Genomic DNA, 23056 nt, shown 5'->3' on the forward strand with positions numbered 1-23056 from the left:
TTGAACGTCCGATGCTCTAGACTAGAGGCCCAGAGCCGCCTTGAAGGCAGAAAGCTCTTCGTCGGTGATGGGCACCACGTGCTGCGGCTCGGGATAGGCGCTGGTTTGCACGTCGGAGATGAACTCGCGATAGGCGGCGATGCGCTCGCGCTGCAACCGTTCATATTCGGCGGCGAAGTTGCGATAGGTTTTCGCGTGGCGCGGCTTGTGGCCAGCGGTGTGGCCGAGCACGTCCTCGCTGAAAAGGTACTGCGCGTCGGCGTGCGGTCCGGCACCCATGCCGAGCATGATCATCGGCGTACTCCTGGTGATCAGTTCGCCGATCCGGTCGGGCACCACCTCCAGCTCCGCGCCGAAGCAGCCAATGGCCTCCAGGCGTTTCACATGGTCCCACACGACGCGCGCGCTCTCAGCCGTCCTGCCGACAGCCTTGAACCCGCCGGTCCAGGTGCATTGCGAAGGGATCAAACCGACGTGGGCGACGATCGGGACCGCGTTGTCGCAGAGCGCCTTCTGGATATCGAGTGAGGCGGCGCAATAGAAGCAATCGCCGCCCAGCCGCATGAAGTGGTAGGCGGCTTTGAGATAATCCTCGGCTGTCGCCAGATCGCCGGCAGGGCCGTAGGGGAGCCCGACCTGAACGAAGCATCGGCCGGCCGCCTCGCGCATCTCGGGCGAGAAGAAGCGGCCCTCGATCGAAAGCATGTCGACGCCGGCCGCGTCCGCTGCCGCCGCCTCTTCGATGGTAGTGACGTAAAGCATGGATATCTTTTGTGCACGGCCTTTCATGGCGCGTATGTCGGCGACGGTGGGTCGGGTGCTCTTGGTGATCATTCTTGTTCCCTCAGACTGTGAAGCTTCGCGCAAGGCCTGCAGCGCCGCCTCGGGATCTCCGGAGGCAAACGCCTCCATCCTCACCGGCCTGCGGTAGCCCATGCCCTTCAGTGTATGGGCGATGCCCCTGTAGTCGATCTCGCCTGTGCCGGTCGCTCGGCGCAGGCCGCAAGGACAAAGCTATCAGCCATTTCAGATCTCAACATACACGCGGCCATCCTCGACCTTGGTGTTGTAGGTTTTCAGGTTCACGCAGACCGGTGCGCGCAGCGCTTCGCCTGTCCGGTAATCGAACACGCCATTATGCTTCGGGCATTCGATCCTGTACTGCATGACCAGACCGCCACTCAGATGCACCTTTTCGTGGGTGCACAGGCCATCGGTGCAAAAGAATTCGTCATCGGGACTGCGATAAATGGCGAAGGTCCGGCCATCATGATCGAAGCGGACCAGGTCTTCGTTCTCGATGTCATCTGCCGAGCAGGCGTCGATCCATTCAGTCATCTTTCTTCCTCAGATTTCTTGCGGTTTGTAGTCGCTCGCCGTGGTAGGCATGACGTCTTTGAGGAGCGAAACCGATTTCTCCAGTCCTTCGAGACTGTTGAGCATGACATCCTCATGCTCGATCGACAGCCAGCCGTCGTAGCCGGCCATTTTCAGCCGGTAGCAGAACTTGCGCCACCATTCCTCGCCGTGGCCGAATCCGAGAGTGATGTAGCTCCAGGAACGTGCCGGGATGTCCATCAGGCTGCCGTTTTCCAGAAGACTGGTCGTTGCCTGGACTGGCGCGTTCAGCATCGTGTCCTTGGCATGAACGTGGAAGAGCGCCCCGCCGAGGGCCTCGGCCGCGACGAGCGGATCAGCACCCATCCAGAACAGGTGCGAGGGGTCGAGGTTGGCACCGACGAGAGGTCCGACTGCCTCGCGTAGCCTCAGCAGCGATGGCACATTGTACACGCACTGGTTGCCGTGAAGTTCGAGCGCGATGCGTTCCACCCCGCTTTCGTTCGCCAGCGCTGTGATTTCTTCCCAGAACGGAATGAGCACGTCAGTCCACTGATAGCGCAGGATAGACTGGGTCTCCGGTGGCCAGGACGAAACGATCCAGTTCGGCATCCTGTCCTCGGCACTCCCGGCCGGCAAGCCCGACATGGTGCAGACGGTCTTGATGCCCATTTCGCCAGCGAGGCGGATCGTGTCCTTCAGGCACTCTGCCTGGGCAGGGTCGGTCGGGTGCAGCGGGTTTCCATTGGCATTCAGGCTGATCACGTCGAGGCCGCGGTCCGCAAATGCTTTGCGGAATTCCGTTCGGGCGCCTGCGCTGGACTTCATCCTGGCCAGGTCGAAATGCGGTGCCGTCGACCATCCGCCGGTGTTAATCTCGACACCATTGACACCGAGACGCACCGCCTCGTCCAACAACCCTTCAAACGTACGACTGCCAAGGCTGTCGGATACAAAACCCAGTTTCATGATGCTTTCCTAGCGATGATAGAATGCAGGCTTTTCGGCGCATTCGACGACTACTTTTCCGCCTTCGGAGAGCGCCTTTACGCCGGCCTCGGCGGTCAGCGTCGCACAGTAGCCATCCCACGCATTGGCTGCGATCGGCGAGGGCACACCCGTCTCGACGAACTTGAGCCAAGCCTTGTTCTGTAGCCGGTAGGCTTCCGCAAAACGAGGACGCCAATCTGGGGCGTAGCGCTCCAGCGACTGAAGTTCGATATTGATGCGGGAGTGGACCGGCGCGCCCAGAAAGACCGAGCCTTTCTCGCCGACCAACTCACCGCGTACGTCATAACCATAGGCTGCATTGTTGTTGATCTCGATATTCACCAGCTGGCCGCCAGATGTTTCCAGCACCATGAAGACCGGCGCACCGGTCCGTGAAGCGTCGACCCCTGCAGGCTGGAAGGCCGAGATCGAAGAATAGTCGGTGTCGAGGACGAACCGCGCCACGTCGAATTCGTGCGGCGCCGAATTGGTGATCGCCATCAGCCCGGTGAAGTTTGCCGGCGCCGAGACGTTGCGGTGGAAATTGTGCATGATGACTGCCTGGCCGAGGGTGCCAACGCTGAGCAACGCCTTCATCTCCGCATAGGCAGGATCGAAGCGACGCATGAAGCCGATCTGCACGAACAGTCGACCGGCCTTCATTTCCGCCTGGATGACACGCATGCAATCGGCCGAACTGGGTGCCAGCGGTTTCTCGCAGAGAACGGGTTTTCCGGCCTCAATGGCAGCCAGCGTCAGCGACGCGTGAGTTTCGTCCGGGCTCGCGATCAGGGCGGCGTCGACGTCGGAACGTGCAATCGTCGCAAGCGCATCGGATGCAACATCCTTCGCGCCGCATTCCTCGGCCAAGGCCCGCGCGCGCTTTTGCGACGGGTCGCAAACCACCTGCAGGACGGCCCCGGGCAAATCGCCGGCAACGATGCGCGCATGATCCGCGCCCATGATTCCGGCACCGATGACAGCGATGCGAACAGTCATGATTTTCTCTCTCTGGTTTCGGGCAGAAACCGGCCGGCGGAGCAGCTCATTCCGCCGGCCGGGTCAGAAGATGCCCCTGTGGAGGTGGCGCATCTTCGGAGATCTTCGTCGGGCGCTGTCTATCGCAAATCGGCAACAGGTGGTGCGCGCCCTTCATGCGCCGCCTGATACGATTCGATTTCGGCTTCGAGCTCCGCCATCGCTTCGCCGCCAGCCATAAGGTCGGTGATCTCCTCGCGAGTCTTCTCGCCCTTGCGGAAATCGGCTGCCAGGGCACCCCTGATGAGGACAGCAAAATGATCGCCTACGGTCAGGGCGTGAATGACCTGGTGGGTGATGAAAATCACTGCAAGGCCACGCTTGCGCGCCTCGAGCACGATCCTCAACACATGGGCTGCTTCCTTGACACCGAGCGCGGCGGTCGGTTCGTCGAGGATCAGGACCCGGGCACCGAAATGGACGGCACGGGCAATGGCCAACGACTGGCGTTCGCCGCCGGACAGACCGCCCACGAGGCGGTCGCCGTCGTCGATCCGCGTTATGCCAAACTCCTGGACCGCTTTGACGGCAATTTCATTCGCCTTCTTGCGATCGTAGATGCTGAATGGTCCCCATTTCCTTGTCGGCTCAACGCCCACGAAGAACGATCGCCCGATGCTCATCAGAGGAAACGTTCCGCCGAACTGATGGACCGTCGAAATGCCGAGATCGCTGGCATGCGGGGGCTCGCGAACTGGATCGGCTTGCCATCCATCAAGATCGTGCCCGAAGTCGGTTGGTGGACGCCGGAAAGGATCTTGATCAGGGTCGACTTGCCGGCGCCATTGTCGCCGAGCAAGCAGAGGACCTCGCCGGCCTTAACAGCGAGGGAGATGTCGTGGAGCACATCAATAGGTCCGAAAGACTTGTTGATGTTCGATAGCTGCAGAATTGGTTCGGCCATAGTGATCATCATCACTTCTTCTTCGGCGTGTAAGTCAACGCCATCTTGCGGAACGTGTTGTTCATGAGGACTGCCGCCAGCAGCAGGACGCCGATGATAAGGCTCGCCCAATTTGCATCGAAGCCGGTGTAGAAGATGCCCTGGTTGACAATGGCAAAGGTGATTGTTCCGAAAACGATACCCACCACGGAACCGAAGCCGCCTGTAAGCAGCACGCCGCCGATGACCACCGATATTATCGAGTTGAAGATGAATGACTGGCCGGTCGAAACCTGGGCGCTGTTGTACAGGAGCGCCTGCGACACGCCGACGAATGCCGCGCACAGGCCGCTGCCCATGAACAACAGGGTGATCACCCTGTCGGTGGGTATCCCGGCGTTGCGCGCGCTTACCTTGTCTCCGCCCAGTGCGAGGATCCAGTTGCCGTATCGCGAGAAGTGCAGCAGGTAGCCGACGATGATCGCGGCGCCTAGCCACCAGAAAATGGTGATCTGGAACATTCCGCCGACAAATTGCCCCAAAACGGCCTTGGCCAACGGGTCGGCCCGGATCGCGACGCCGGTGCTGCCCGTCAGAATGATGGCGACGCCGAGCGTTAGTCCTGCCACGGCAAAGAGGCTGCCGAGCGTGACGATCAGCGACGGCACGGCCGTTCGAATGACGAGAACCCCATTGATGAAGCCCACGAGCAGTCCGAGGCCCAGCGCGGCAAGAACACCGACCATGATCGGAAGATCATAGTAGCCCGAAATAGTCGCGACGGTCATCGATGTTGCCGGGATGACCGACCCGATGGAAATATCCAGTTCGCCCGCGATCATCAGGAGTCCGACCGGAAGCGCCACGATCCCGATCTCGGACGCAACGTTCAACCAACTTGCCGCGCCACCCGCGGTTACGAAATTGGCACCGCCGAAAATGGCGAAGAACGCGAAGACCGCCATCATACCCAGAAAAGATCCCACTTCAGGGCGACGCATGAGATTGCCGATTGACGACCAAAGGTTGGGGGTTGACCCAGCCTTGGCTGTTGTTTGAATTTCGACCATTGAATTCATTGGGAATCCCCGGCGTTTCTTTGAGACGCGCTGCTCACACTACGGCACAGTAGTCACTGTCGAGAATATGCCCGGCCGTCGGCCTTGCTTTCAGGCCGGACACATCGATTGCGAAGCGTTTGCGACTGCTGCTATCGCGCGCCAGCCTGCACGCCCGCCATCGTCGCATCGACGTTCGATTCGTCGACGACGCCGGGGCCGGTCAGTATCTCGCGTGTCGGAACGGTCAGACCATAGTTGACGTGACCGTTCAGGATCGACACCGCCAGGTAACCCTGAAGGTAGCCTTGCTGGTCGATGGTGAACAGCTGCGATCCGGATTTGATGTTGGCCAGGATAGTCTGGTCCATGTTGACGCCGCCGAGCTTGACCTTGTCGCTCAAGCCCGCCTGCATGATACCGTTTGCAGCGCTGTTGGCGTCGACATTGCCGATCGTGTACACACCGACGACGTCCGGGTTCTGCAGCAGATGCGCCTTGAGGGCCTGTGCTACTGCGGTCGGGTTACCGAAGCTGCTCATCGGTAGGGGCAATTCGACGCCCTTGCCGCCATGCTTGGCGACACCGGCAAGCAGGCCCGCGCATTGCGCACGAAGGTTGGCAGCACCAGGAAGGGTATTAACGCAGACCACGTTCTTCAGGTCGTGGTTCCCGAAATACTCGCCGCCGGCAAAGCCTGCCTTGTAGTCGTCGCTGCCGATGTAGTTCATGGCGCCAAGCCGGTCGGCCGCGTCGAGACCACCAGCATTGTAGATAATGAGCGGGATGCCGGCCGCCACCACAGCCTTGAAGGCTTCGTCCATGGATTCAGGCACCCAGTCCGGGCCGACGATGGCGTCCGCATGCTGCGAGATCGCGGTCCGGATCAGGTCAGCCGCATCGGCGCCGAGATTGTCATAGTTCTGCGGCCCGAGCCACGTCACCGAGCCGCCCTGCGCCTCGACGACCTTGCCGGCGTCCTCTGCCCCGCGCTTGACGATCGACCAGAACGGATCATCGGCCTTGCCGCCGATGACGAAGATCTTCGCTCCTTTGGACCCGGCCATGGCGGACGTAGCGGCTGTCGCAGCCACGCCGGCCAGCACGACTGCCGCCAAGAGTTTGGTGATACGCTTCATATCTTTCTCCTCCCATTTGCCGTCTTCAGACGGGGTTTTAGAAAATCTCAAGCGCACCGCCTCCCTCCCGGTTGCGCGCCTCGTGTCGTGTTCAGTGGCTCGCCGCCCTGGCGTTCACGCGCTCCCGCTTTTTTTGGAACCGGGCGTCCATCAGGGCGTCCCCCTCCTTGGTGCCGTCGTGCCAGGTGCCGAACCATTTATCGAGCGGGATCAGCCCCTCGCCGCCGTAGTTCACCTCGAAGTATTTGTGGTGCAGGTAGTGGGCATAGGCCTCGCTTGAGACGGCCGTATCCTCGGTCAGCTCCAGCTTTTCGAAACCCAGATGGCCGTTGACCGCTCCGAAGCCGGCGACATGCAGCTGGAACAGCGCAACAATCGGATTGGACGGGATGACCAGGTGCCAGAAGGCGACGGCGTGATAGAGGAAGCCTTCCACCGGATGCATCGACAGCGATGACCAGGGAGAGGGATTGATCGAATTGTGATGGACCGAGTGGATCCAGCGATAGAGCGGGCCCCAGTGGATCAGCCGGTGGATGAAGAAGAAGTGCACCTCGTGGATGGCGGGCGCGATCAGCACCAGCGCTGCGAGATAGATGGGGTGGTCCTGCCAGCCGACCCACGGCACGTAGCCATTGGCAAAGCACCAGAGGAAGATGACTTCGACCACGGTCCATAGCGGGATCGTGATGAAAAAAGAGCGCAGGAAGTTGTCGAGGTTCTGGCTCTGGAACCAGAAGACATCCGAAGGCGTGTCGCCTGGGAATTTGTGGTTGTATTTGAAGCGCGTCGCCTGGGCGCGCTGGACGTAGTAGCGCAGCTCGAAAATGCCGTAGAAGACGAAGATCGCCGCGGCATTGACGGCATAAAGCCATAGCGCCCAGCCCCAGCTGATCGACTTCATCGTCTCGACGTTGGGGACGACGTAGAACCAGTAGAGAAGTGCGGTGGCCATGTGGAAGGCATTCCACGGCCAGATGTAGCCCGGCAGCCATCCCAGGACCTTCGGCAGCTTCGGGGGCCAGCTCCAGAACGGCGCTATCTCGAGTCGCCCGCTCGGCTTCCAGTCTCCGCGCTTGTCCCGCACGCCGTATTTGAGATCGTCCATGCCAGAACCTCCACTGGGCAGCGCCGGCAAGGATAGCCCGCATGCGCGCAGCCTCGCCCCGCCATACGTCGGAGGGCCGGAACGCATCTGTGGAGCTGTTATCCCTCGGCTGGCGGCGCGTCCGCCTTGCTTGCTTGTTGACTGATAAACATCTTGATCCAAAATGAATCAATAGTAGAATGTTTATTCCAATTTTTTTGTATCATTCGTATCAGTGCGGCCTTGTCCGTGATACTTTTGTATCATTCTAACGCATGGATGAGATAGAATGGATCAGCGCAAGCGTCCAACGATCAAGGATGTGGCGATCGAGGCGAAGGTCTCCGTGGCCACTGTCAACCGGGTGCTGAGCGGCTCGGGCGTCGTCCGGCAAGGCACACGCGAACGCGTAAGACAGGCGGCGGAGCAGGTCGGCTTCTACGGCATGGGGGCGCTCAGAAGTCGCGTCGCGGCCGCCCGGCCGCGCTACAGGTTCGGCTTCCTGCTGCATCAGCCCGGCCGCGCCTTCTATCACAACGTGGCCGAGGCGCTGCGTCTGGCGGCGGAAGCAGTCGGCGATTGCGAGATCGAGGTGCGGACGGAATTTCTCGACGACCTGTCGCCGCAGAACATTGCGTCGCGCATGCTGGCGCTGGGCGGAGAATGCGACGCCTTGGGCGTGGTCGCCGCGGTCCACCCGCTTGTCGTCCAGGCGGTCGAGGCGCTGCAGGGCCGCAACGTGCCGGTCTTTGCGCTTATCTCGCAGATATCGGCGACCGGCGAGATTCACTATATCGGCCTGGACAACTGGAAGGTCGGGCGCACAGCGGCCTGGGTGTTCGAACACGTCTGCCGCGAGCCCGGAAAGCTCGGCATCCTCGTTGGCAATCACCGCTATCGCTGCCAGGAAATGAACGAGAGCGGCTTCCGCTCCTATTTCCGCGAGCACGCGCCGGGCTTCACCCTGCTCGAGCCGGTGCTGACCTTCGAATCCAGAGCCATAGCGCAGGAGATGACGGAGAAGCTGCTCGCCGACAATCCGGATATCTCGGGCCTCTACATCGCCGGCGGCGGCATCACCGGCGCGATCGCAGCGCTTCGGTCAACCGGCCGGGCCGGCAAACTGGTCGTCGTCGGCTACGAGTTGATGGACGTGACCCGCACAGCGCTGCTAGACGGCACGCTGACCTTCCTCATCTCACATCCACTCGCCCGGATCGCGCAGGAAGCCCTGGCCGGCATGGTGCGCGCCGTCTCCGCCCCGAATGAGAACGGCAACTTCACCACCATCTTGCCCTTTGAAATATACACCCGCGAGAATATCTAGCCGGCAATTTGCCAAGACCGGCAGCCCAGTGCGTCTGCTGCGGCGACCCGCGCCCTTTCAAAAATCAGATCTTTGCGTCGTGCGGCACTCGCAGCCCGTTGCCCTGATGTGTCGGAGTTGCCAAGCCCCTCCGTCACAGCTGATCCCATGCCGATTAATCATTCCTACTAGGTCGCCTTTCTACGGTATTCTCCCGTCCATCTCCGGGAACAGGACGACGCTTTCCTGCGCGGTCGGTTCGTTGCGGGCGCCAATAAAGGTGGCGGGCGTGCTTGACCGGTTCACGGCAACGTGGAGCACGTTGGCCGGAATGTAGAGATAGTCACCGGGATGCACGACGTCCCGAAATTGCAGTTCATCCCCACTCCACATCTCCAGCTCATCTCCGCTCAGCATATAAAATGCTGTTTCGTGACGCGCGTGGACGTGGGCCTTGGTCCGTCTCCCCGGAGGCATTGTGGCGATGCCCAGCCAAAGCGCCTTTGCGCCGACGGTCTCTGAACTGATTCCCGGTAGATAGTCCGACCCCTGTTCGGCCCGATATGCCTTGCCACCTCTGACGACCACAGCCTTTCCCTCGCTGGGCGCCACACTGTTCGCTCCGGACGGTTGCTTCAACATCGTCATTTTCGACCTCCATTTGTGTTAGTCTGTGCGAAGACGGCCAAAATGACCGCTCGTCCGGCCGAAGTCCTAAAGGGGGAGGCGAAAAGTTCCGAATTCTTCCGAAGCCGATAAACGGAATGTCGCATCACCGCGCTGCTTAGCGTTCGGCCCGTTCGTGTTCGACATGCTGCGCGGGGCGCTTGTCCGAGAGGGCCGGCCGGTTGCGCTCGGGCAAAAAGGCTTGTCGTTGCTTCAAGCCCTGCTGGCGGCGCCGACGCAAGTGCTGAGCAAGACGGCACTCATGGAAGCGGCTTGGCCCGATGCCGTTGTCGAGGAAAGCAATCTCTCTGTGCAGGTTGCCGCCCTGCGCAAGCTGCTCGGCTCACAGCCGGACGGCAGCGAGTGGATCGCCACGGTCCCGCGCACCGGATATCGTTTCGCCGGCAGCGTCCGTGTACTGGACGGCGCTGCAGATGGCGGGCTTCCTAGTTCCGGCCAGCCGACGAGTCTTCCCGAAAGACCATCCATCGCGGTTTTGCCGTTCGCCAATGTGAGCGACAACCAGGAACAGGCCTATCTGGCTGGCGGCATCACCGAGGACATCATCACAGCGCTGACAAGGTTCCGGTGGTTCCGGGTGATCGGGCGCGGTTCCAGCTTCGTCTACAAGGACAAGTCGGTCGACTCCAAGCAGGTGGCCCGCGAGCTTGGCGTCCGTTACGTGCTGGAAGGCAGCGTGCGCCGGTCCGGCGAGCACATCCGGGTCTCGACGCAACTGGTTGATGCCGCCTCGGCCAATCAGATCTGGGCCGAACGATACGAAATGGAGATGACGGAGGCGTTTGCCGTCCAGGATGCCATAGCCGAGCGGGTGGCTGGCGCGATCGAGCCCGAACTTCTCAAGACGGAGTCGCTTCCAGCCCCTGCACGCAGCAGCGGAAGCGCGACGGCGTGGGACCTGGTGCGGCAAGGTACCTGGCATTTCCACCATGTCGGCCGTCAAACTCACTTGAGTGCCCGCAAGCTGTTCCGGGAGGCATGCAGGCTCGACCCTGAGCTCGCAGAGGCCCATCTCTGGCTCGGCCGCGTGAGCGCCGGCATCGTTGCTTACGGCTGGAGCGACAAGCCCGCACAGGATATCCGGGAAGGCCTGGATGCAGCCTTGAAGGCGGTTCGGCTCGACGAGAAGAACCCCTATTCGCATTACGCGCTGGCCATCTGCAGCATCTACGCCAATGCACCGGAACAGGCCGTTCTTGCCGCGGAAAAGGCGATCGAGATCAGCCCAAGCTTCGCCCTTGGCCATCTGGTATTGGGAATGGGGCAGCTTTTCCGCGGCGGCGCATCCGAAGCGATAGCGCCGCTCGAACACGGCCTTATGTTGAACCCTTACGATCCGCAGAACTTCGTCTGGTTCAATGTCGTGGCGCTCGCCTACCTATTCGCAGGACAGGCAAACGAGGCGCTTGCCGCAGCCATCAAGGCGCGCAAGATCGCTCCCGCATGGCGGCCTACTCACGAAACACTCGCCTGCTGCTACGTTTCGCTCGGCCGCCTGCCGGAGGCAAGATCTTGCGTTGAGCTGATGCGGGAAATGGAAAATCCTTCAGGCGATGCCTTGGCGCCGCTCAGGCTGCGCAATCTACATTGGGCAGACGAGATGGCGCATCTGTTGAAGAAAGCCGGTTGGCAGCAATAAGACTACAGGCCATTCCCTGCAGATTGATATCGTCTGTGCGTGGCGCGCAGCTGTTGGGGCAGCACAAGCCAAGGTCCGTCTCACACTCAGGGCGATGCTGGTTTCGGGCCGATAGCTGACCCACCGCCCTTTCAAAATCAAATCTTCTGGTCGTGCGGCAGCGGTGCGGTTGCCTTTTCCAGCCAGGCCAGCGTCTCGCCGTCGAGCATCGGTCCGATCTCGGCCAGCACGCGGGCGTGGTATGTGTCGAGCCAATGCAGCTCGTCGCGCGTCAAAAGGTCCGACCGCACCAGCCTGGTGTCGATGGGCGCCAGCGTCAGTGTCTCGAAGCCGTGCATGGCGATGTCGCCGCCCTCTATCGGCTCGGCCGGCGTCACCAGGATAAGATTCTCGATGCGAATGCCGTAAGAACCCTCCTTGTAGTAGCCCGGCTCGTTGGAGACGATCATGCCCGCCAGCAGCTTTTCAGTGCCGGTCCTGGCGATGCGCTGCGGGCCCTCGTGCACGGCCAGATAGGAGCCGACGCCATGGCCGGTGCCATGGGCGAAATCGCAACCGTGTTTCCACAGGGCAAGGCGCGCCACGGCGTCGATCTCGGAGCCGCGCGTGCCGGGGGGGAAGCGCAGCATGGAAATGCCGATCATGCCCTTCAGCACCAGCGTGAAACGTTCGCGCATTTCCTCGGTCGGCGTGCCGATCGGCACGGTGCGGGTGATGTCGGTGGTGCCGTCCTGATACTGCCCGCCCGAATCGAGCAGGAACAGTTCGCCAGACTGAAGCTTTCGGCTGGTGGCGCGGGAAACGCGGTAGTGCATGATGGCGCCGTTCGGGCCGGCGCCGGCGATGGTGTCGAAGGACACGTCGCGCAGCGGCATTTGCGTTTCCTCGCCGGTGCTGCGGCGGCACTCCTCAAGCTTGGTGACGACCGCGATCTCGTCGAGCTTGCCCGGTTCCTGGCGGTCGAGCCAGCAAAGCAGCTTGGCGACCGCGGCGCCATCGCGGCGATGTGCGGCGCGGGCGCCGTTGATCTCGGCCTGGTTTTTCGTCGCGCGCGGAATGCGGGCAGGGTCTGGCGCGGTGATGACGGTGCCGCCATTGTCCTCGACCAGCATCCTGAGCTTCTCCGCCGCCAGCACGGGATCCAGCGCGATCTTCGCGCCGCCCTTGGCCAGGGCTGCGACAACAGCTTCGAATTCACCGGGTTCGTGCAATTCGGCGAGCTGCGTCAGGTAGGCCGCGACGGTGCGTGAAAACTTACGCTGATCCATGAAAAGCAGGTGCGATCGATCGGCGGCGAGCACGGCGAAGCCGAGCGCCAGAGGGGTGTGCGGCACGTCGCCGCCGCGGACATCGAAGGCCCAGGCGATGGAGGACGGGTCGGTCAGCACGGCATGAGTGGTGCCATCCTTGCCGATGGCCTCGGCCAGCCGCGCCAGCTTGTCCTTGGCCAATTCGCCGGCAAAGCCAATCGGATGAATCTCGACCGGCGCCAGCGGCGGTTCGGGCTGATCCTCCCAGATGGCGTCGATCGGATTCTTCTCGATCGGCACCAATGTCGCCCCCGATTTTTCGGCCGACGCTTTCAGCGCTTTCACGTCGCCGATCGTCTGCAGCCACGGGTCGAAGCCAAGCCGCACGCCCTTGCCGAGGTTGTCCTTGATCCAGGTGGCGGGCGGATTGTCGACCAGGCTTTCGATCGAGAAGATGTCGAGATCGACCTCCTGGCGCACCTGCAGCGTGTAGCGGCCGTCGACGAACATGACGGCACGGTCGCCGAGCACGATAGCGACGCCGGCCGAGCCGCTGAAGCCGGTCAGCCATTTCAGCCGCGCCGAGCGGTCAGCGACATATTCGCCCTGATGCTCGTCGGCACGAGGCACGATGAAGCCATCCAGCCCGTTGGCCGCCAGCCATTGACGCAGCAACGCCACACGCGGCTTGCCGAGGGCGGGGTCGCCTGCGGGATCAAAGGTCTGGAACATCATGGTCTCTCCTCGGATGCTGGCGCGACCGTAGCGCATGACCCCGAAAATCGGAATCGACTTTTGCTGCGCCGATCTTCGGTCCGGATTCGATCCAGCAGGGCAATCGCTTCAGGTCTGCGCCGCCCCTCATTGCCCTGCCGGGCATTTTTCCCCGTATATGACGGGGAGAAAGACACTATCACCAAAGATTTTCGCCAATTGTCGGCGGTGCAGAAAGGGGGCGAGGTTGCGGCAATTCCCCCTTCTCCCCGTCACAATATAAGGGGAGAAGGTGCCAGCAGGCGGATGAGGGGCGGCGCCGCCATCAACAGTGGTCATCGACGTGCGCTTTTGCGCATGGACGCCATGCAGAATCAGCGATTAAAAAAAGGTCAGCAGAGCTTACCTTTTCGATGTGGAGGAAAGAGTCTTATTGCCCTGCAAAGGAGACCATCATGTCCACGATTCCAGCCAGACGCGGATTTTTCAGAAGCGCCGTGAACGCTCTCATCGAAGCGCGCCAGCGCGAAGCGAGCCGCTATGTGAGCGGCGTCCTGCTTGGCTTTGACGACGAAACGTTGAAAGCGAACGGCTACGATCGCGAAGAACTGAAGAAGGCGGCAAGGTCGCGCTACGTCTGAGCGAATTTACGGCTTGCGTTTGAAGGCGCTGCGCGTCACCGCTTGAGGTGGATTGTCACCCAGCCTTCGCGATGCAACGTCCTGACATGGCGGAACTGCTGGCCGACATAGGCCGAAATCACCGCGTCGCGCTGCCGGTCGAGGATGCCTGACAGCACGATCGAGCCGCCCAAACCGATATGCCTGGCCATTTCGGGCGCCAGCCGCATCAGCGGCCGCGCCAGTATGTTGGCAACGATGAGGTCGAAGGGCCCGCGCGCGGCAAAGATCGGATGGTGGAACCCCCGCGCCGTCACCGTTTCGACGAGCGCCTTGACGTGGTTGAGCCGCGCATTGGCGCCGGCGACTTTTGTGGCGACCGGATCGATGTCGGTCGCCAGCACCGGGATATGGGCGAGCCTGGCCAGCGCGATGGCCAGCACCGCACTGCCGGTGCCGAGGTCGAGCGCGTTGCGCGGGCGCTCGCGCCGCACGACCTGTTCCAGCATTTCAAGGCAGCCGGCGGTGGTGCCGTGATGGCCGGTGCCGAAGGCGAGGCCCGCCTCGATCTCGATGGCGAGTTCGCCGCTGTGGCGCTTCCTGCGGTCATGCGCGCCGTGCACGAAGAAACGGCCGGCGCGCACCGGCTTCAGTCCCTCCAGCGAACGCGTCACCCAGTCGATATCCGGCACGGGCTCGCGCGCAATCGGCCTCGACAAGGCAAGCCCGGCAAGGATCTCTTCCACGCGCGCCTCGACGGCGTCGACATCGCCGTCGGCATAGAGCGACACTTCCTGGATGTCGCGATCCTCATCGACTTCGAGGATGGCAATCGGCAGACCCTCGTCCTCGAAGGCCGTTTCGAACGCCGCGAAGATACGGTCGGCCTCGATCTTTCCAGTGGTGAAATAAAGCCGCGTTTGGGTCATCAAACGATTTTCTTTGTGAGCATGATCTTGTCCGAAAATCGGTTCCACTTTTCGCTGGGCGCGGACCTTCGGTTCGGGATCATGCACTAGCCTGCCGCCAGTCGCTTGAGCTTGGCGATTGCGGCGTCCGGGCTTTCGCCATAGGCGATGGTGCCGGCGAAATCGCCCCTGGCGTTGAGCAGCAGCACCGAAGCGGTGTGGTCCATCGTATAGTCGCCGTTGCCGGTATCGACCTTCTTCGAATAGATGCCGAAGGATTTGGCCATGGCACGGACCTTGTCCGGCTCGCCCGTGATGCCGATGATGCGGTCGGAGAAGTTGCTGATATAGGCGTTCATGATTTCGGGCGTGTCGCGCTCCGGGTCGACCGTCACGAAATAGGCGCGCAGGTTCTTGCCATCGTCGCCCATCGTCTTCAGCCAGCCGGCCAGTTCGAACAGCGTGGTCGGGCAGACTTCCGGGCAGTGGGTGAAGCCGAAGAAGACGACGCTGGGGTGGCCGCGAAAGGTAGCCTCGGTGATCGGAGCGCGCTTCTGGTCGACCAGCGTGAACGGCGCGCCGAACGGCTCGCCGCCATAGTGCCCACGGTACCATTCAAAGGTGAGCCAGCCGATGCCCGCCGCCATCAGGACGAGAATGCCGACCAGTATTGAACGCATCATCAATTGGGTGTCCGTCGCGATTTTCATTGGCGCCGTGTCGGGCGCCCTTGGAGCTTGTTGGGCGAACACTCTTAACGGTTTGATCTCGCGCGCGCAAAGATGTCGCGTTGCCGCAACCGGCTTTCCCTTAAAAAATGGTCCGCTTGCAATGTGCTGCCGCCCGTCCCACCTGAGGTCGGCAAAACTCGAACGGCAGGAGGCTTCGTTGCAACGATTGATTGGGCAACGACTGATTGGGCAAGGACTGATTGGGCGAAAACTGATCGGCGGCGCTTTGGCCGCGTGCCTTTTCATCGGTGCTGGTGCGGCTGTCGCCCAGGAGGTCGGCAAGGTCGGCGTCGACTGGCTCGGCAACGATATCATCGTCGAGGCGATCAAGGACCCGAAGGTCGAAGGCGTGACCTGCCACGTCTCCTATTTCGACCGTGGCGTGATCGATCGCCTGCAAAAGGGCAACTGGTTCGAGGACCCATCCGATTCCTCGATCGCCTGCCGCCAAACCGGGCCGATCACCATCGGCGACATCGACATGAGCGAGGCCGGCGAGGAGGTGTTCAAGCAAGGCATCAGCCTGATCTGGAAGAAACAGGTGGTGAACCGCATCTACGATAAAGCCAACGAGACCCTGATCTATCTGTCGCATTCGCGCCAGGTGCAGGACGGTTCAGCGAAAATGTCGGTCACGACCGTACCGCTCTATGGGCAGAACGCGGTGTGGACCAACGGCAAGCCGAAATAGGCTCTGGAAACAGGTGACGGACGATTGGTCCCGCTTGCGGGACCAATCGTCCGGGCGTAAAGCCGCCGGCATGGAGCGTCCCGAAAATCTTGTCCTGAAAGACCCCGAGCCGCGCATCCATCCGACCGCGGAATTGAAGGCATGCAAGCTTGGGCGCTACGCCTCGATCGGCGAGCGGGTCATCTTGCGCGAAGTCATAGTGGGTGACTTTTCCTATTTCGAGCGCCACGCCGAGGCGATCTACACGACCACAGGCAAATTCTGCTCGATCGCCGCCAACAGCCGTATCAACGCGCTCGAGCATCCGATCGAGCGGTTGACCCAGCACAAGGTCAGCTACCGGCCAAACGAGTATTTTCGCTGGCTTGGCGTCGACGCGGCGTTCCGCGAAAGGCGGCGGGCGACGTCCGTCACCATCGGCCACGACGTCTGGATCGGCCATGGCGCGGTGATCATGCCCGATGTGACCATCGGCAATGGCGCGATCGTCGGCGCCAATGCGGTGGTGACGCGCGATGTACCTGGCTATGCGATCGTCGCCGGCGTTCCGGCCAGGCAATTGCGCCGGCGTTTTGCCGAGAAAACCGCTGCGCGGATTGAAAGCCTCGAATGGTGGGACTGGTCGGTTGAAAAACTCGCCAGGGCCATTCCCGACATGCAGGCGCTTTCCATCGAGGCCTTCCTCGACCGCTGGGAGCACGAAATCCGCTGATCCTTGCGGGTCTCTGAACGGCTACCTCGGTGAAATCCCTCCCTGGAGGGAACCCGGAGCGGATGCTGGTTGTTTCTCCTGCCATGATAGAGAAGCTTTTCACCAGGATCGCCAACTATGTTGCGCATCTAGCCGGTCTGCCGTCGACATTCGCCGTCTGCTTCCTGATCATTGTTGCCTGGGGGGGAAGCGGACCGATGTTCGGGTTTTCCGATACATGGCAGCTCATCATCAACACCGGCACGACGATCGTCACCTTCCTGATGGTGTTCCTTATCCAGAACACCCAAAACCGTGATGGCGCCGCGATCCAGGCGAAGCTCGATGAATTGATCCGGGTCAGCAAAGCCAAAAACAGCTTTATCGGCATCGAGCATCTGACCGAATCCGAGGTCGAGGAAATCCGCGAGAAATGTGAGCGCGCGGCGAAGCGGCATGACCGGCAGGTCTCTGATATGGCGGTCAAGAAAGCCGCTGCGCAAAAGCACGGCTCGAAGACGCATGCGGCTTGAGCGTCAGCTGTCCATGAACGCCGCGAAGGCGTCCTTGTGGTCCGGGTGCCAGCGCGACAGAGCAGGGCGATTTTCGATAATGTCGCCGATCGCCCAGGCCATGCGTTTCTCGTCGATAGGCCGCGTCGCCTCGTTGTCTGGGCACAGGATGTAGAAGTCGCCACGCACCAGCGCGCCCAGCATGAATTCGATCACCTGCTCGCCGGTCCAGGCGCCGGCGGGCTTTTCGGTCGCACCTTCGGTCAGGCCGGTAAAAGTGAACCCAGGAATGAGCAGATGGGCGGCGATCCTGGCACCGGGCTCGTTGCGCAGCGCATGCGCCAGGCCTTCGGTGAAGGTCTTCACACCTGACTTAGAGACGTTGTAGGCAAGGTTGCCGGGCGGCGTCGTGATGCCTTGCTTGGAGCCGGTGTTGACGATCAGGCCCGGTTTTCCTGCAGCCAGCATGCGTGGCGCGAAGGCCTCGACGCCATGGACGACGCCCCAGAAATTGATGTCCAGCAGCCGCTTCCAGCCGTCGCGGTTCTCCCAGGGTTTGCCGGGATTGTTGCCGACGCCGGCATTGTTCATCAACAGCGACACGCCGCCGAAGGCATCGAATGCCTTTTCGGCCAGCCGGTCGACTTCGTCGGCTTTCGAGACGTCGGTCGCGACAGCGAGCACGGCGCTGTCGCCGGCAATCGTGGCAACGGCGCGGGCAGCCTCATCGAGCCGCGCGCCGCCGATATCGGCAAGCACGATTTTCAGGCCCATTGTTGCCAGCCGCCTGGCTGCGGCAAGGCCGATGCCGCTAGCGCCGCCGGTGATGACGGCAACGTTGCCGGAGGCAAGGGCAGGCAAAGCGCTCTGGATTTCGGCGTCGGTGGTCATCGATGCTGTCCTCGTTCAGGTTGCGCCGAACTTAACGCGGCGACAGGCTCGCGCAAGCCCGTTTGGGCGTCCTTGGGTTGACCGATCGGCAGGCACTGCGCATGCTGTCCGCGTAAGAAGGAGATTACCGATTGACCGACTGGATCGAGATCCTGAAAGAGCAGACCGCCACCGGCGACCAGATGAGCCGTGAGGTGCCGCAAATGCTTGCCAATCCCGACATCAGCGAAGCGCAAGTGAGGACGCTGTTCTCGGCGCTCGAAAAGCAAGCGGAATTCGTCGAGAAGCTGCGCATGGCGCTGGAGAAGTTTGGCCATGATTTTTCGGTGATCAAGGCAGCCGAGCGGCTTGAGGAGCGCTATGCCGACCTTGCGGCCTCCGTAGCGGAAAAGCTGAAAGCGATGCGAGGCTAGGGCGGCCCCCCGATCCGTCCCTTGCCGATGGTTTCTCCCGCTGCTTCTCACCCGATCGAGGGCGTAGATCCACAGGAGAAGAAAAATAATCCACGATCAGTCGCTGTCGCGCGCGATCAGTTCCAGCGGCCAGACCTCTCGGATGATCCGCGCGCGTTCGGTGCCGGCGAAGGCAGGGATCGACGCCAGCAACATTTCGGCAAGCCGCCGTCCCATCGGCTCCAGGCGAGGGCGGAAGCCGGTCAGTGCCGGTGAAAAATAGCGGCAGAGCGGCGAGTCGACGATGACGATCACCGCAATGTCGTGGCCCGGCTTGATGCCCATCTCGGCCAACGCCTTGCAGCCGCCGAGTGCCATCGCGTCATTGTTGAAGATGATGGCGGTCGGCGGGTCCTTGGAGCGCATGACCTGCGGCGTCACCGCGTCGCCGCCGGCCTCGTTGATGAAGCCTTTCGCGATCAGCCCGGGGTCGACCTCGATGCCGTGCCGCCGCAAGGCCTTGCGATAGCCGGCCAGGAACAGATAGCCGAAATTGAGGTTGAGGGACGGGCGGATGGCGGCGATTCGGCGGTGGCCGCGCGCCACCAGGCGGTCGACCGCGTCGGCCCCGGCTTTTTCGAAATCGAGGTCGAGCGACGGATAGGAGTTGCCGCCAGAGCGGCTGCGGCCGAGCGTCGCGAACGGGAATCCGACCCTGGTCAGGTAATCGATGCGCTCGTCCTCGCGACGCGTATAGGCCAGCACCACGGCGTCGGCCCGGCGCGTCTCGACCACCCGGCGCAGGCGCTCCTGCTGGTAGTCGCCCGGCGCGCCCATCACCACGATCAGGTCGAGCCCGCTTTCCGCGAGTTTCGCCTGCAGCCCGGTCAGGAACGGAATGAAGAACGGCTCGCCATATTGCTGGTCGCCCGGGTGCGGCTGCAGCATGAAGGCGATCGAGTGGGTGGCGCCGCGCCGCAGGCTGCGGCCGGACTGGTTCGGCGAATAGTTCAGCTTTGCCGCTGCATCGAGCACGCGCTGGCGCGTGTTGGCATTGACGTCGGCACGGCCGTTGAGCGCGCGCGACACGGTGCCGATCGAAATGTTCAGGTGACGGGCAAGGTCGTGGATGCTGGACGCCAAAGGACGGTTCTCCCCCTTGCCTGGCTATCATCGGCCGCTCTTCAGGCCAAGGTGATCAAGGTGATTTTCGCGAGCGGCCAATTGACATTCTACGCCTTCGGGTGTGTTCTCGTAAACGTTTACGGAAAAACGTTTACGGCTATGCGTGAATGCCGTGACTTCGGTCTGGAGGGGCCGAGCGGAGGAGGAGCGCTGGATGATGAATGTCGTCCTGGTCGGCTGCGGAGCGATGAGCAAGCACTGGCTCGATGCGGCGAGGCAGATCGACGGGTTGGCTATTGTCGGCCTTGTCGATCTCGATGCCGAGCGGGCGAAGGCAAGGGCGCGCGAATATGAGCTTGCCGGCGCCATTGTCGGGACCAATCTGGACGCCGTGCTCGACCAGACCAAGCCCGACGCAGTGTTCGACGTCGTGGTTCCCGCGGCCCGGCGCGATGTCGCGCTTGCGGCCTTTGCCCATCATTGCCACCTCCTGACGGAGAAGCCGCTGGCTGACAGCCCGGAGAACGCGCGCGCCATCGTCGAGGCTGCCCGACGCGCCAAGCGCGTGCACGCCGTCGTCCAGAACCGCCGCTATGTCGCCAACGTCAGGCGCATCAGGCGTTTTCTCGATTCCGGCGCCATCGGTGCGCCAACCAGCATCCACGCCGAATTCTTCGTCGCGCCGCATTTCGGCGGGTTTCGCGAGGAGATGCGCCATGTCCTGCTGCTCGACATGGCGATCCATACTTTCGACGCCGCCCGTTACATGGTCGGCGGCGCGCCGGCCAGCGTCTACTGCCAGGAATGGGAGCCGGTCAATTCTTGGTACCGGCAGGGATCGTCGGCCACCGCAATCTTCGAGCTCGGCGGCGGCAAGCTGTTCACCTATGCCGGCTCCTGGTGCGCCGACGGGTTCCGCACCAGTTGGGAGAGCACATGGCGCATCGTCGCCGAGCACGGCAGCCTGGTCTGGGACGGTGAGGAAGGGCTGAGGGCGGAAGTCGCGCGGCCTATCCGTGAAGGCCTGTTCGATCGCACAGAGCCGCTCGCCGTGCCGCCGCTCGATCCGAGAGACCGCATCGGCGGCCATCTCGGCATCATCCAGGATTTTGTGCGCGCCGTCGAAACCGGCAGCGAGCCGGAGACGCGCGGCGCCGACAACATCAAGAGCCTGGCCATGGTCTTTGCCGCGATCGAAAGCGCCGAAACCGGCCGCCGGGTCGCGATCGCACAGGAAGGGTGACGATGCCAAACCCGCTTCTCGACATCAGGATCGGCACCATGGTGCGGGCCAATCTCGATGACCCGGCCGCCTATATCAAGGCGATCCTGCCGCTCGGCTTCGAGAGCATCCAGCCCTTCTTCTGGCAGACGCTGGGCGGCAAGGATCTTCCACGGCTGGCCGGCCAGATCCGCGAGGCGATCGGCGACGCCGACGTCGTCGTCTCCTCGCTCGGCGTCTTCGGCAATCCGCTGGAAAGCGGCGATTCCGATCGCGGCGTGCTCGAGGCTTGGGAAACACTCATCGACCATGCGCATCTGTTCGGCACCTCGATGGTCAGCGGCTTCACCGGTCGCCTCCGCGGCAAGCCGCTGCCCGACAGCCTGCCGCGCTTCCGCGAGGTCTGGGGACCACTGGCCCGGCGCGCCGCCGACAAGGGCGTGCGCATCGCCTTCGAGAATTGCGCGATGGACGGCAACTGGGCTGATGGAGACTGGAACATCGCCCACAATCCGGACGCCTGGGAGCTGATGTTCAACGAATTGCCAGATGACAATCTCGGCCTGGAATGGGAGCCCTGCCACCAGCTCGTCTACCTGATCGATCCGATCCCGCAGATCCGCAAATGGGCGCCGCGCATCTTCCATGTCCACGGCAAGGACGCGACGGTGCGCTGGGACGTGATCCGCGAGCATGGCGTGTTCGGCCGGCTGCCGTTCGTGCAAATGCGCACGCCTGGCTTCGGCGACAGCGACTGGACGCGGGTGATCAGCGAATTGCGGCTGGCCGGATACAGGGGCGCCATCGACATCGAAGGCTGGCACGACCCGGTCTATCGCGGCGACCTTGAGATTACAGGGCAAGTGCGGGCGCTGGACTATCTCAAGCAATGCCGGGGAGGTGCGACGTATCTGCCGAACCCGGCGTGAGGCTAATGCATGTCGCGCAAAAGTGTGCAGCGGTTTTGCGACAACGACATGCATCAAACAGGGGCTTAGGAGCCGGCCAGCGAAGCATTGTGGCGAGAAGCCGAAGCATTTCGTCGAGAACCCTCGGCTTGCGAGGGAACAAAGGGAGGAACGTGCATGAGCATCGCGATGATAAGGACAGTTCTGCGCTCGACCGGCGTGGCGGCCGCCACGGCGCTCGCCGCCGCAATCTCCACCTTGCCTGCCCAGGCGCTCGATGCCCAATGGTGCAAGGACGTCCACATCCGCTTCTTCGTCGGCGGCGCCGAGGGCGACGCCTTCGGCACCATCGTCTACAATGGCGCCAAGCAGGCCGAGGCCGATCTTGGGCCTAAGGTCGACTACATCTTTTCCCAGTGGGATGTCGAGAAGATGGTGCAGCAATTGCGCGAGGCCGTCGCGGTCAAGCCCGGCGGCATCGCCATGATGGGCCACCCGGGCGATGCTTCGATCATGCCGCTGGCCGAACAAGCGCACAAGGACGGCATCAGGATGATGTACCAGAACGTGCCGGTGCCGAAGGTCACGGCAGCGTTCGGCGGCGGCTATGTCGGCGCCCAGCAGGAGCAGCAGGGCCGCGCGCTCGGCGCCGAGGCGTTCAAGCTGGCCGGGCTCAGGGCCGGCGACAAGGCGATCATGATCGGCCCGTTCGAGAACGAGAACCGCGGCGCGCGCGAGCGCGGCACGGTCGCCGCCCTGAAAGAGGCGGGCGTCGAGGTCATCCAGCTCTCCTCGCCGCCGAGCGGCGAATGGGCTTCCGACCCCAATCTGGCCATTCCGGTGATTACCGCAGCACTCCTCAACAATCCCGACGTCAAGGCGGTTGGCTATCCCGGCGGACAGATGCTGGGCAACGTCCCGACCTACATGCAGGCGGCGGGCAGGAAGGCGGGCGATATCTTCAATTTCGGCTTCGACACCAGCCCGCAGATCGTCGAGGGCTTCAAGGGCGGCTGGGTCCAGCTGACGGCCGACCAGCAGCCGTTCCTGCAGGGTTATCTGCCGATCCTCAGCCTCTGCCAGCAGGTGGTGCTTGGCCTGGCGCCAATGAATGTCGACACCGGCGCCGGCTTCGTCACTCCTGACAATTACGAGATCGTCGCCGAACTCGCCAAGCAGGCGCTGCGCTGACCTTTAAACACGGCTGCCGGTCTTCCGACCGCAGCCGGAACCAAG

General features: G+C 62.4%; 23 protein-coding genes and 1 pseudogene. 10 read left to right on the forward strand and 14 right to left on the reverse strand.

The genetic code is table 11. The annotated features are described in order from the left end of the window. Nucleotides 1-21: 21 nt before the first annotated feature. The 8 genes and pseudogenes from NMG70_RS29040 to NMG70_RS29075 form a co-directional block, all read right to left on the reverse strand. A complete protein-coding gene (locus NMG70_RS29040) occupies nucleotides 22-834 on the reverse strand; it encodes a 3-methyl-2-oxobutanoate hydroxymethyltransferase (RefSeq protein WP_254027662.1) in 813 nt (270 codons plus the stop codon). A 192-nt stretch (nucleotides 835-1026) separates the two neighbouring features. Continuing rightward, nucleotides 1027-1338 (reverse strand): MocE family 2Fe-2S type ferredoxin, encoded by a 312-nt coding sequence (locus tag NMG70_RS29045; protein WP_254027663.1) that lies wholly within the window; start codon nucleotides 1336-1338, stop codon nucleotides 1027-1029. A gap of 9 nt (nucleotides 1339-1347) precedes the next feature. Beyond that, nucleotides 1348-2307, reverse strand: coding sequence for a sugar phosphate isomerase/epimerase family protein (locus NMG70_RS29050; protein ID WP_254027664.1), 960 nt, complete (start codon nucleotides 2305-2307; stop codon nucleotides 1348-1350). 9 nt (nucleotides 2308-2316) lie between these two features. Next, nucleotides 2317-3327 carry a Gfo/Idh/MocA family oxidoreductase gene (locus NMG70_RS29055; protein ID WP_254027665.1) on the reverse strand — a complete coding sequence of 337 codons (1011 nt, stop codon included), beginning with the start codon at nucleotides 3325-3327 and terminating at the stop codon, nucleotides 2317-2319. A 119-nt stretch (nucleotides 3328-3446) separates the two neighbouring features. Further along, a pseudogene (locus NMG70_RS29060) lies at nucleotides 3447-4282 on the reverse strand (ATP-binding cassette domain-containing protein). Then, on the reverse strand, nucleotides 4282-5319 hold the full coding sequence (locus tag NMG70_RS29065) for an ABC transporter permease (protein WP_254027692.1): 1038 nt from the start codon (nucleotides 5317-5319) through the stop codon (nucleotides 4282-4284). Before NMG70_RS29065 ends, NMG70_RS29060 begins: the two are co-directional and overlap by 1 nt. 140 nt (nucleotides 5320-5459) lie before the next feature. Next, the gene (locus NMG70_RS29070; protein ID WP_254027666.1) at nucleotides 5460-6446 is read right to left on the reverse strand and encodes a sugar ABC transporter substrate-binding protein; all 987 of its coding nucleotides are present in this window, start codon (nucleotides 6444-6446) and stop codon (nucleotides 5460-5462) included. A 91-nt stretch (nucleotides 6447-6537) separates the two neighbouring features. Further along, nucleotides 6538-7554, reverse strand: coding sequence for a sterol desaturase family protein (locus NMG70_RS29075; RefSeq protein WP_254027667.1), 1017 nt, complete (start codon nucleotides 7552-7554; stop codon nucleotides 6538-6540). A 268-nt stretch (nucleotides 7555-7822) separates the two neighbouring features. Between NMG70_RS29075 and NMG70_RS29080 the strand changes: the two genes are divergently transcribed. Next, nucleotides 7823-8860, forward strand: a complete 1038-nt coding sequence (locus tag NMG70_RS29080; RefSeq protein ID WP_254027668.1) for a LacI family DNA-binding transcriptional regulator — start codon at nucleotides 7823-7825, stop codon at nucleotides 8858-8860. 180 nt (nucleotides 8861-9040) lie between these two features. Here the strand turns inward: NMG70_RS29080 and NMG70_RS29085 are convergent, their stop codons facing one another. Then, nucleotides 9041-9487, reverse strand: coding sequence for a cupin domain-containing protein (locus NMG70_RS29085; protein WP_254021778.1), 447 nt, complete (start codon nucleotides 9485-9487; stop codon nucleotides 9041-9043). Nucleotides 9488-9707: 220 nt separating this feature from the next. Between NMG70_RS29085 and NMG70_RS29090 the strand changes: the two genes are divergently transcribed. Beyond that, nucleotides 9708-11165, forward strand: a complete 1458-nt coding sequence (locus NMG70_RS29090; protein WP_367185615.1) for a winged helix-turn-helix domain-containing tetratricopeptide repeat protein — start codon at nucleotides 9708-9710, stop codon at nucleotides 11163-11165. Nucleotides 11166-11302: 137 nt separating this feature from the next. On the opposite strand, the gene NMG70_RS29095 is transcribed toward NMG70_RS29090, so the two are convergent. Continuing rightward, a complete protein-coding gene (locus NMG70_RS29095) occupies nucleotides 11303-13150 on the reverse strand; it encodes an aminopeptidase P family protein (protein WP_254027669.1) in 1848 nt (615 codons plus the stop codon). 434 nt (nucleotides 13151-13584) lie between these two features. On the opposite strand from NMG70_RS29095, the gene NMG70_RS29100 reads away from it, so the two are divergent. Continuing rightward, entirely contained in the window at nucleotides 13585-13770 is a 186-nt protein-coding gene (locus NMG70_RS29100; protein ID WP_254027670.1) for a hypothetical protein, read from the forward strand. A gap of 35 nt (nucleotides 13771-13805) precedes the next feature. On the opposite strand, the gene NMG70_RS29105 is transcribed toward NMG70_RS29100, so the two are convergent. Further along, nucleotides 13806-14678, reverse strand: a complete 873-nt coding sequence (locus tag NMG70_RS29105) for a 50S ribosomal protein L11 methyltransferase (RefSeq protein ID WP_254027671.1) — start codon at nucleotides 14676-14678, stop codon at nucleotides 13806-13808. Between the two features lie 86 nt (nucleotides 14679-14764). Beyond that, nucleotides 14765-15340 carry an SCO family protein gene (locus tag NMG70_RS29110; protein ID WP_254027672.1) on the reverse strand — a complete coding sequence of 192 codons (576 nt, stop codon included), beginning with the start codon at nucleotides 15338-15340 and terminating at the stop codon, nucleotides 14765-14767. A gap of 244 nt (nucleotides 15341-15584) precedes the next feature. Here NMG70_RS29110 and NMG70_RS29115 point away from each other — a divergent pair, with 244 nt between their 5' ends. The 3 genes from NMG70_RS29115 to NMG70_RS29125 all read left to right on the forward strand — a co-directional run bounded on the left by NMG70_RS29115 (nucleotide 15585) and on the right by NMG70_RS29125 (nucleotide 17303). Beyond that, nucleotides 15585-16079, forward strand: coding sequence for a CreA family protein (locus NMG70_RS29115; protein WP_254027694.1), 495 nt, complete (start codon nucleotides 15585-15587; stop codon nucleotides 16077-16079). Between the two features lie 70 nt (nucleotides 16080-16149). Continuing rightward, complete coding sequence (locus tag NMG70_RS29120; protein WP_254027673.1) at nucleotides 16150-16791, forward strand: LbetaH domain-containing protein; 642 nt, start codon at nucleotides 16150-16152, stop codon at nucleotides 16789-16791. 83 nt (nucleotides 16792-16874) lie between these two features. Then, nucleotides 16875-17303 (forward strand): low affinity iron permease family protein, encoded by a 429-nt coding sequence (locus NMG70_RS29125; RefSeq protein ID WP_254027674.1) that lies wholly within the window; start codon nucleotides 16875-16877, stop codon nucleotides 17301-17303. 3 nt (nucleotides 17304-17306) lie between these two features. Here the strand turns inward: NMG70_RS29125 and NMG70_RS29130 are convergent, their stop codons facing one another. Beyond that, nucleotides 17307-18173: an SDR family NAD(P)-dependent oxidoreductase gene (locus tag NMG70_RS29130; RefSeq protein WP_254027675.1), complete on the reverse strand. Its 867-nt coding sequence runs from the start codon at nucleotides 18171-18173 to the stop codon at nucleotides 17307-17309. Between the two features lie 131 nt (nucleotides 18174-18304). Between NMG70_RS29130 and NMG70_RS29135 the strand changes: the two genes are divergently transcribed. Continuing rightward, entirely contained in the window at nucleotides 18305-18586 is a 282-nt protein-coding gene (locus NMG70_RS29135) for a hypothetical protein (RefSeq protein ID WP_128167136.1), read from the forward strand. Nucleotides 18587-18682: 96 nt separating this feature from the next. Here NMG70_RS29135 and NMG70_RS29140 read toward each other — a convergent pair whose 3' ends face one another. After that, the gene (locus NMG70_RS29140) at nucleotides 18683-19708 is read right to left on the reverse strand and encodes a LacI family DNA-binding transcriptional regulator (protein WP_254027676.1); all 1026 of its coding nucleotides are present in this window, start codon (nucleotides 19706-19708) and stop codon (nucleotides 18683-18685) included. A gap of 196 nt (nucleotides 19709-19904) precedes the next feature. Here NMG70_RS29140 and NMG70_RS29145 point away from each other — a divergent pair, with 196 nt between their 5' ends. From NMG70_RS29145 to NMG70_RS29155, 3 genes are all read left to right on the forward strand, one after another. Next, complete coding sequence (locus NMG70_RS29145; RefSeq protein ID WP_254027677.1) at nucleotides 19905-20933, forward strand: Gfo/Idh/MocA family protein; 1029 nt, start codon at nucleotides 19905-19907, stop codon at nucleotides 20931-20933. Nucleotides 20934-20935: 2 nt separating this feature from the next. Further along, the gene (locus tag NMG70_RS29150) at nucleotides 20936-21841 is read left to right on the forward strand and encodes a sugar phosphate isomerase/epimerase family protein (protein ID WP_254027678.1); all 906 of its coding nucleotides are present in this window, start codon (nucleotides 20936-20938) and stop codon (nucleotides 21839-21841) included. A gap of 156 nt (nucleotides 21842-21997) precedes the next feature. Continuing rightward, nucleotides 21998-23011: a substrate-binding domain-containing protein gene (locus NMG70_RS29155; protein WP_254027679.1), complete on the forward strand. Its 1014-nt coding sequence runs from the start codon at nucleotides 21998-22000 to the stop codon at nucleotides 23009-23011. Nucleotides 23012-23056: the final 45 nt, after the last annotated feature.

The organism is Mesorhizobium ventifaucium, assembly GCF_935822925.1.
GTDB lineage: Bacteria > Pseudomonadota > Alphaproteobacteria > Rhizobiales > Rhizobiaceae > Mesorhizobium > Mesorhizobium ventifaucium.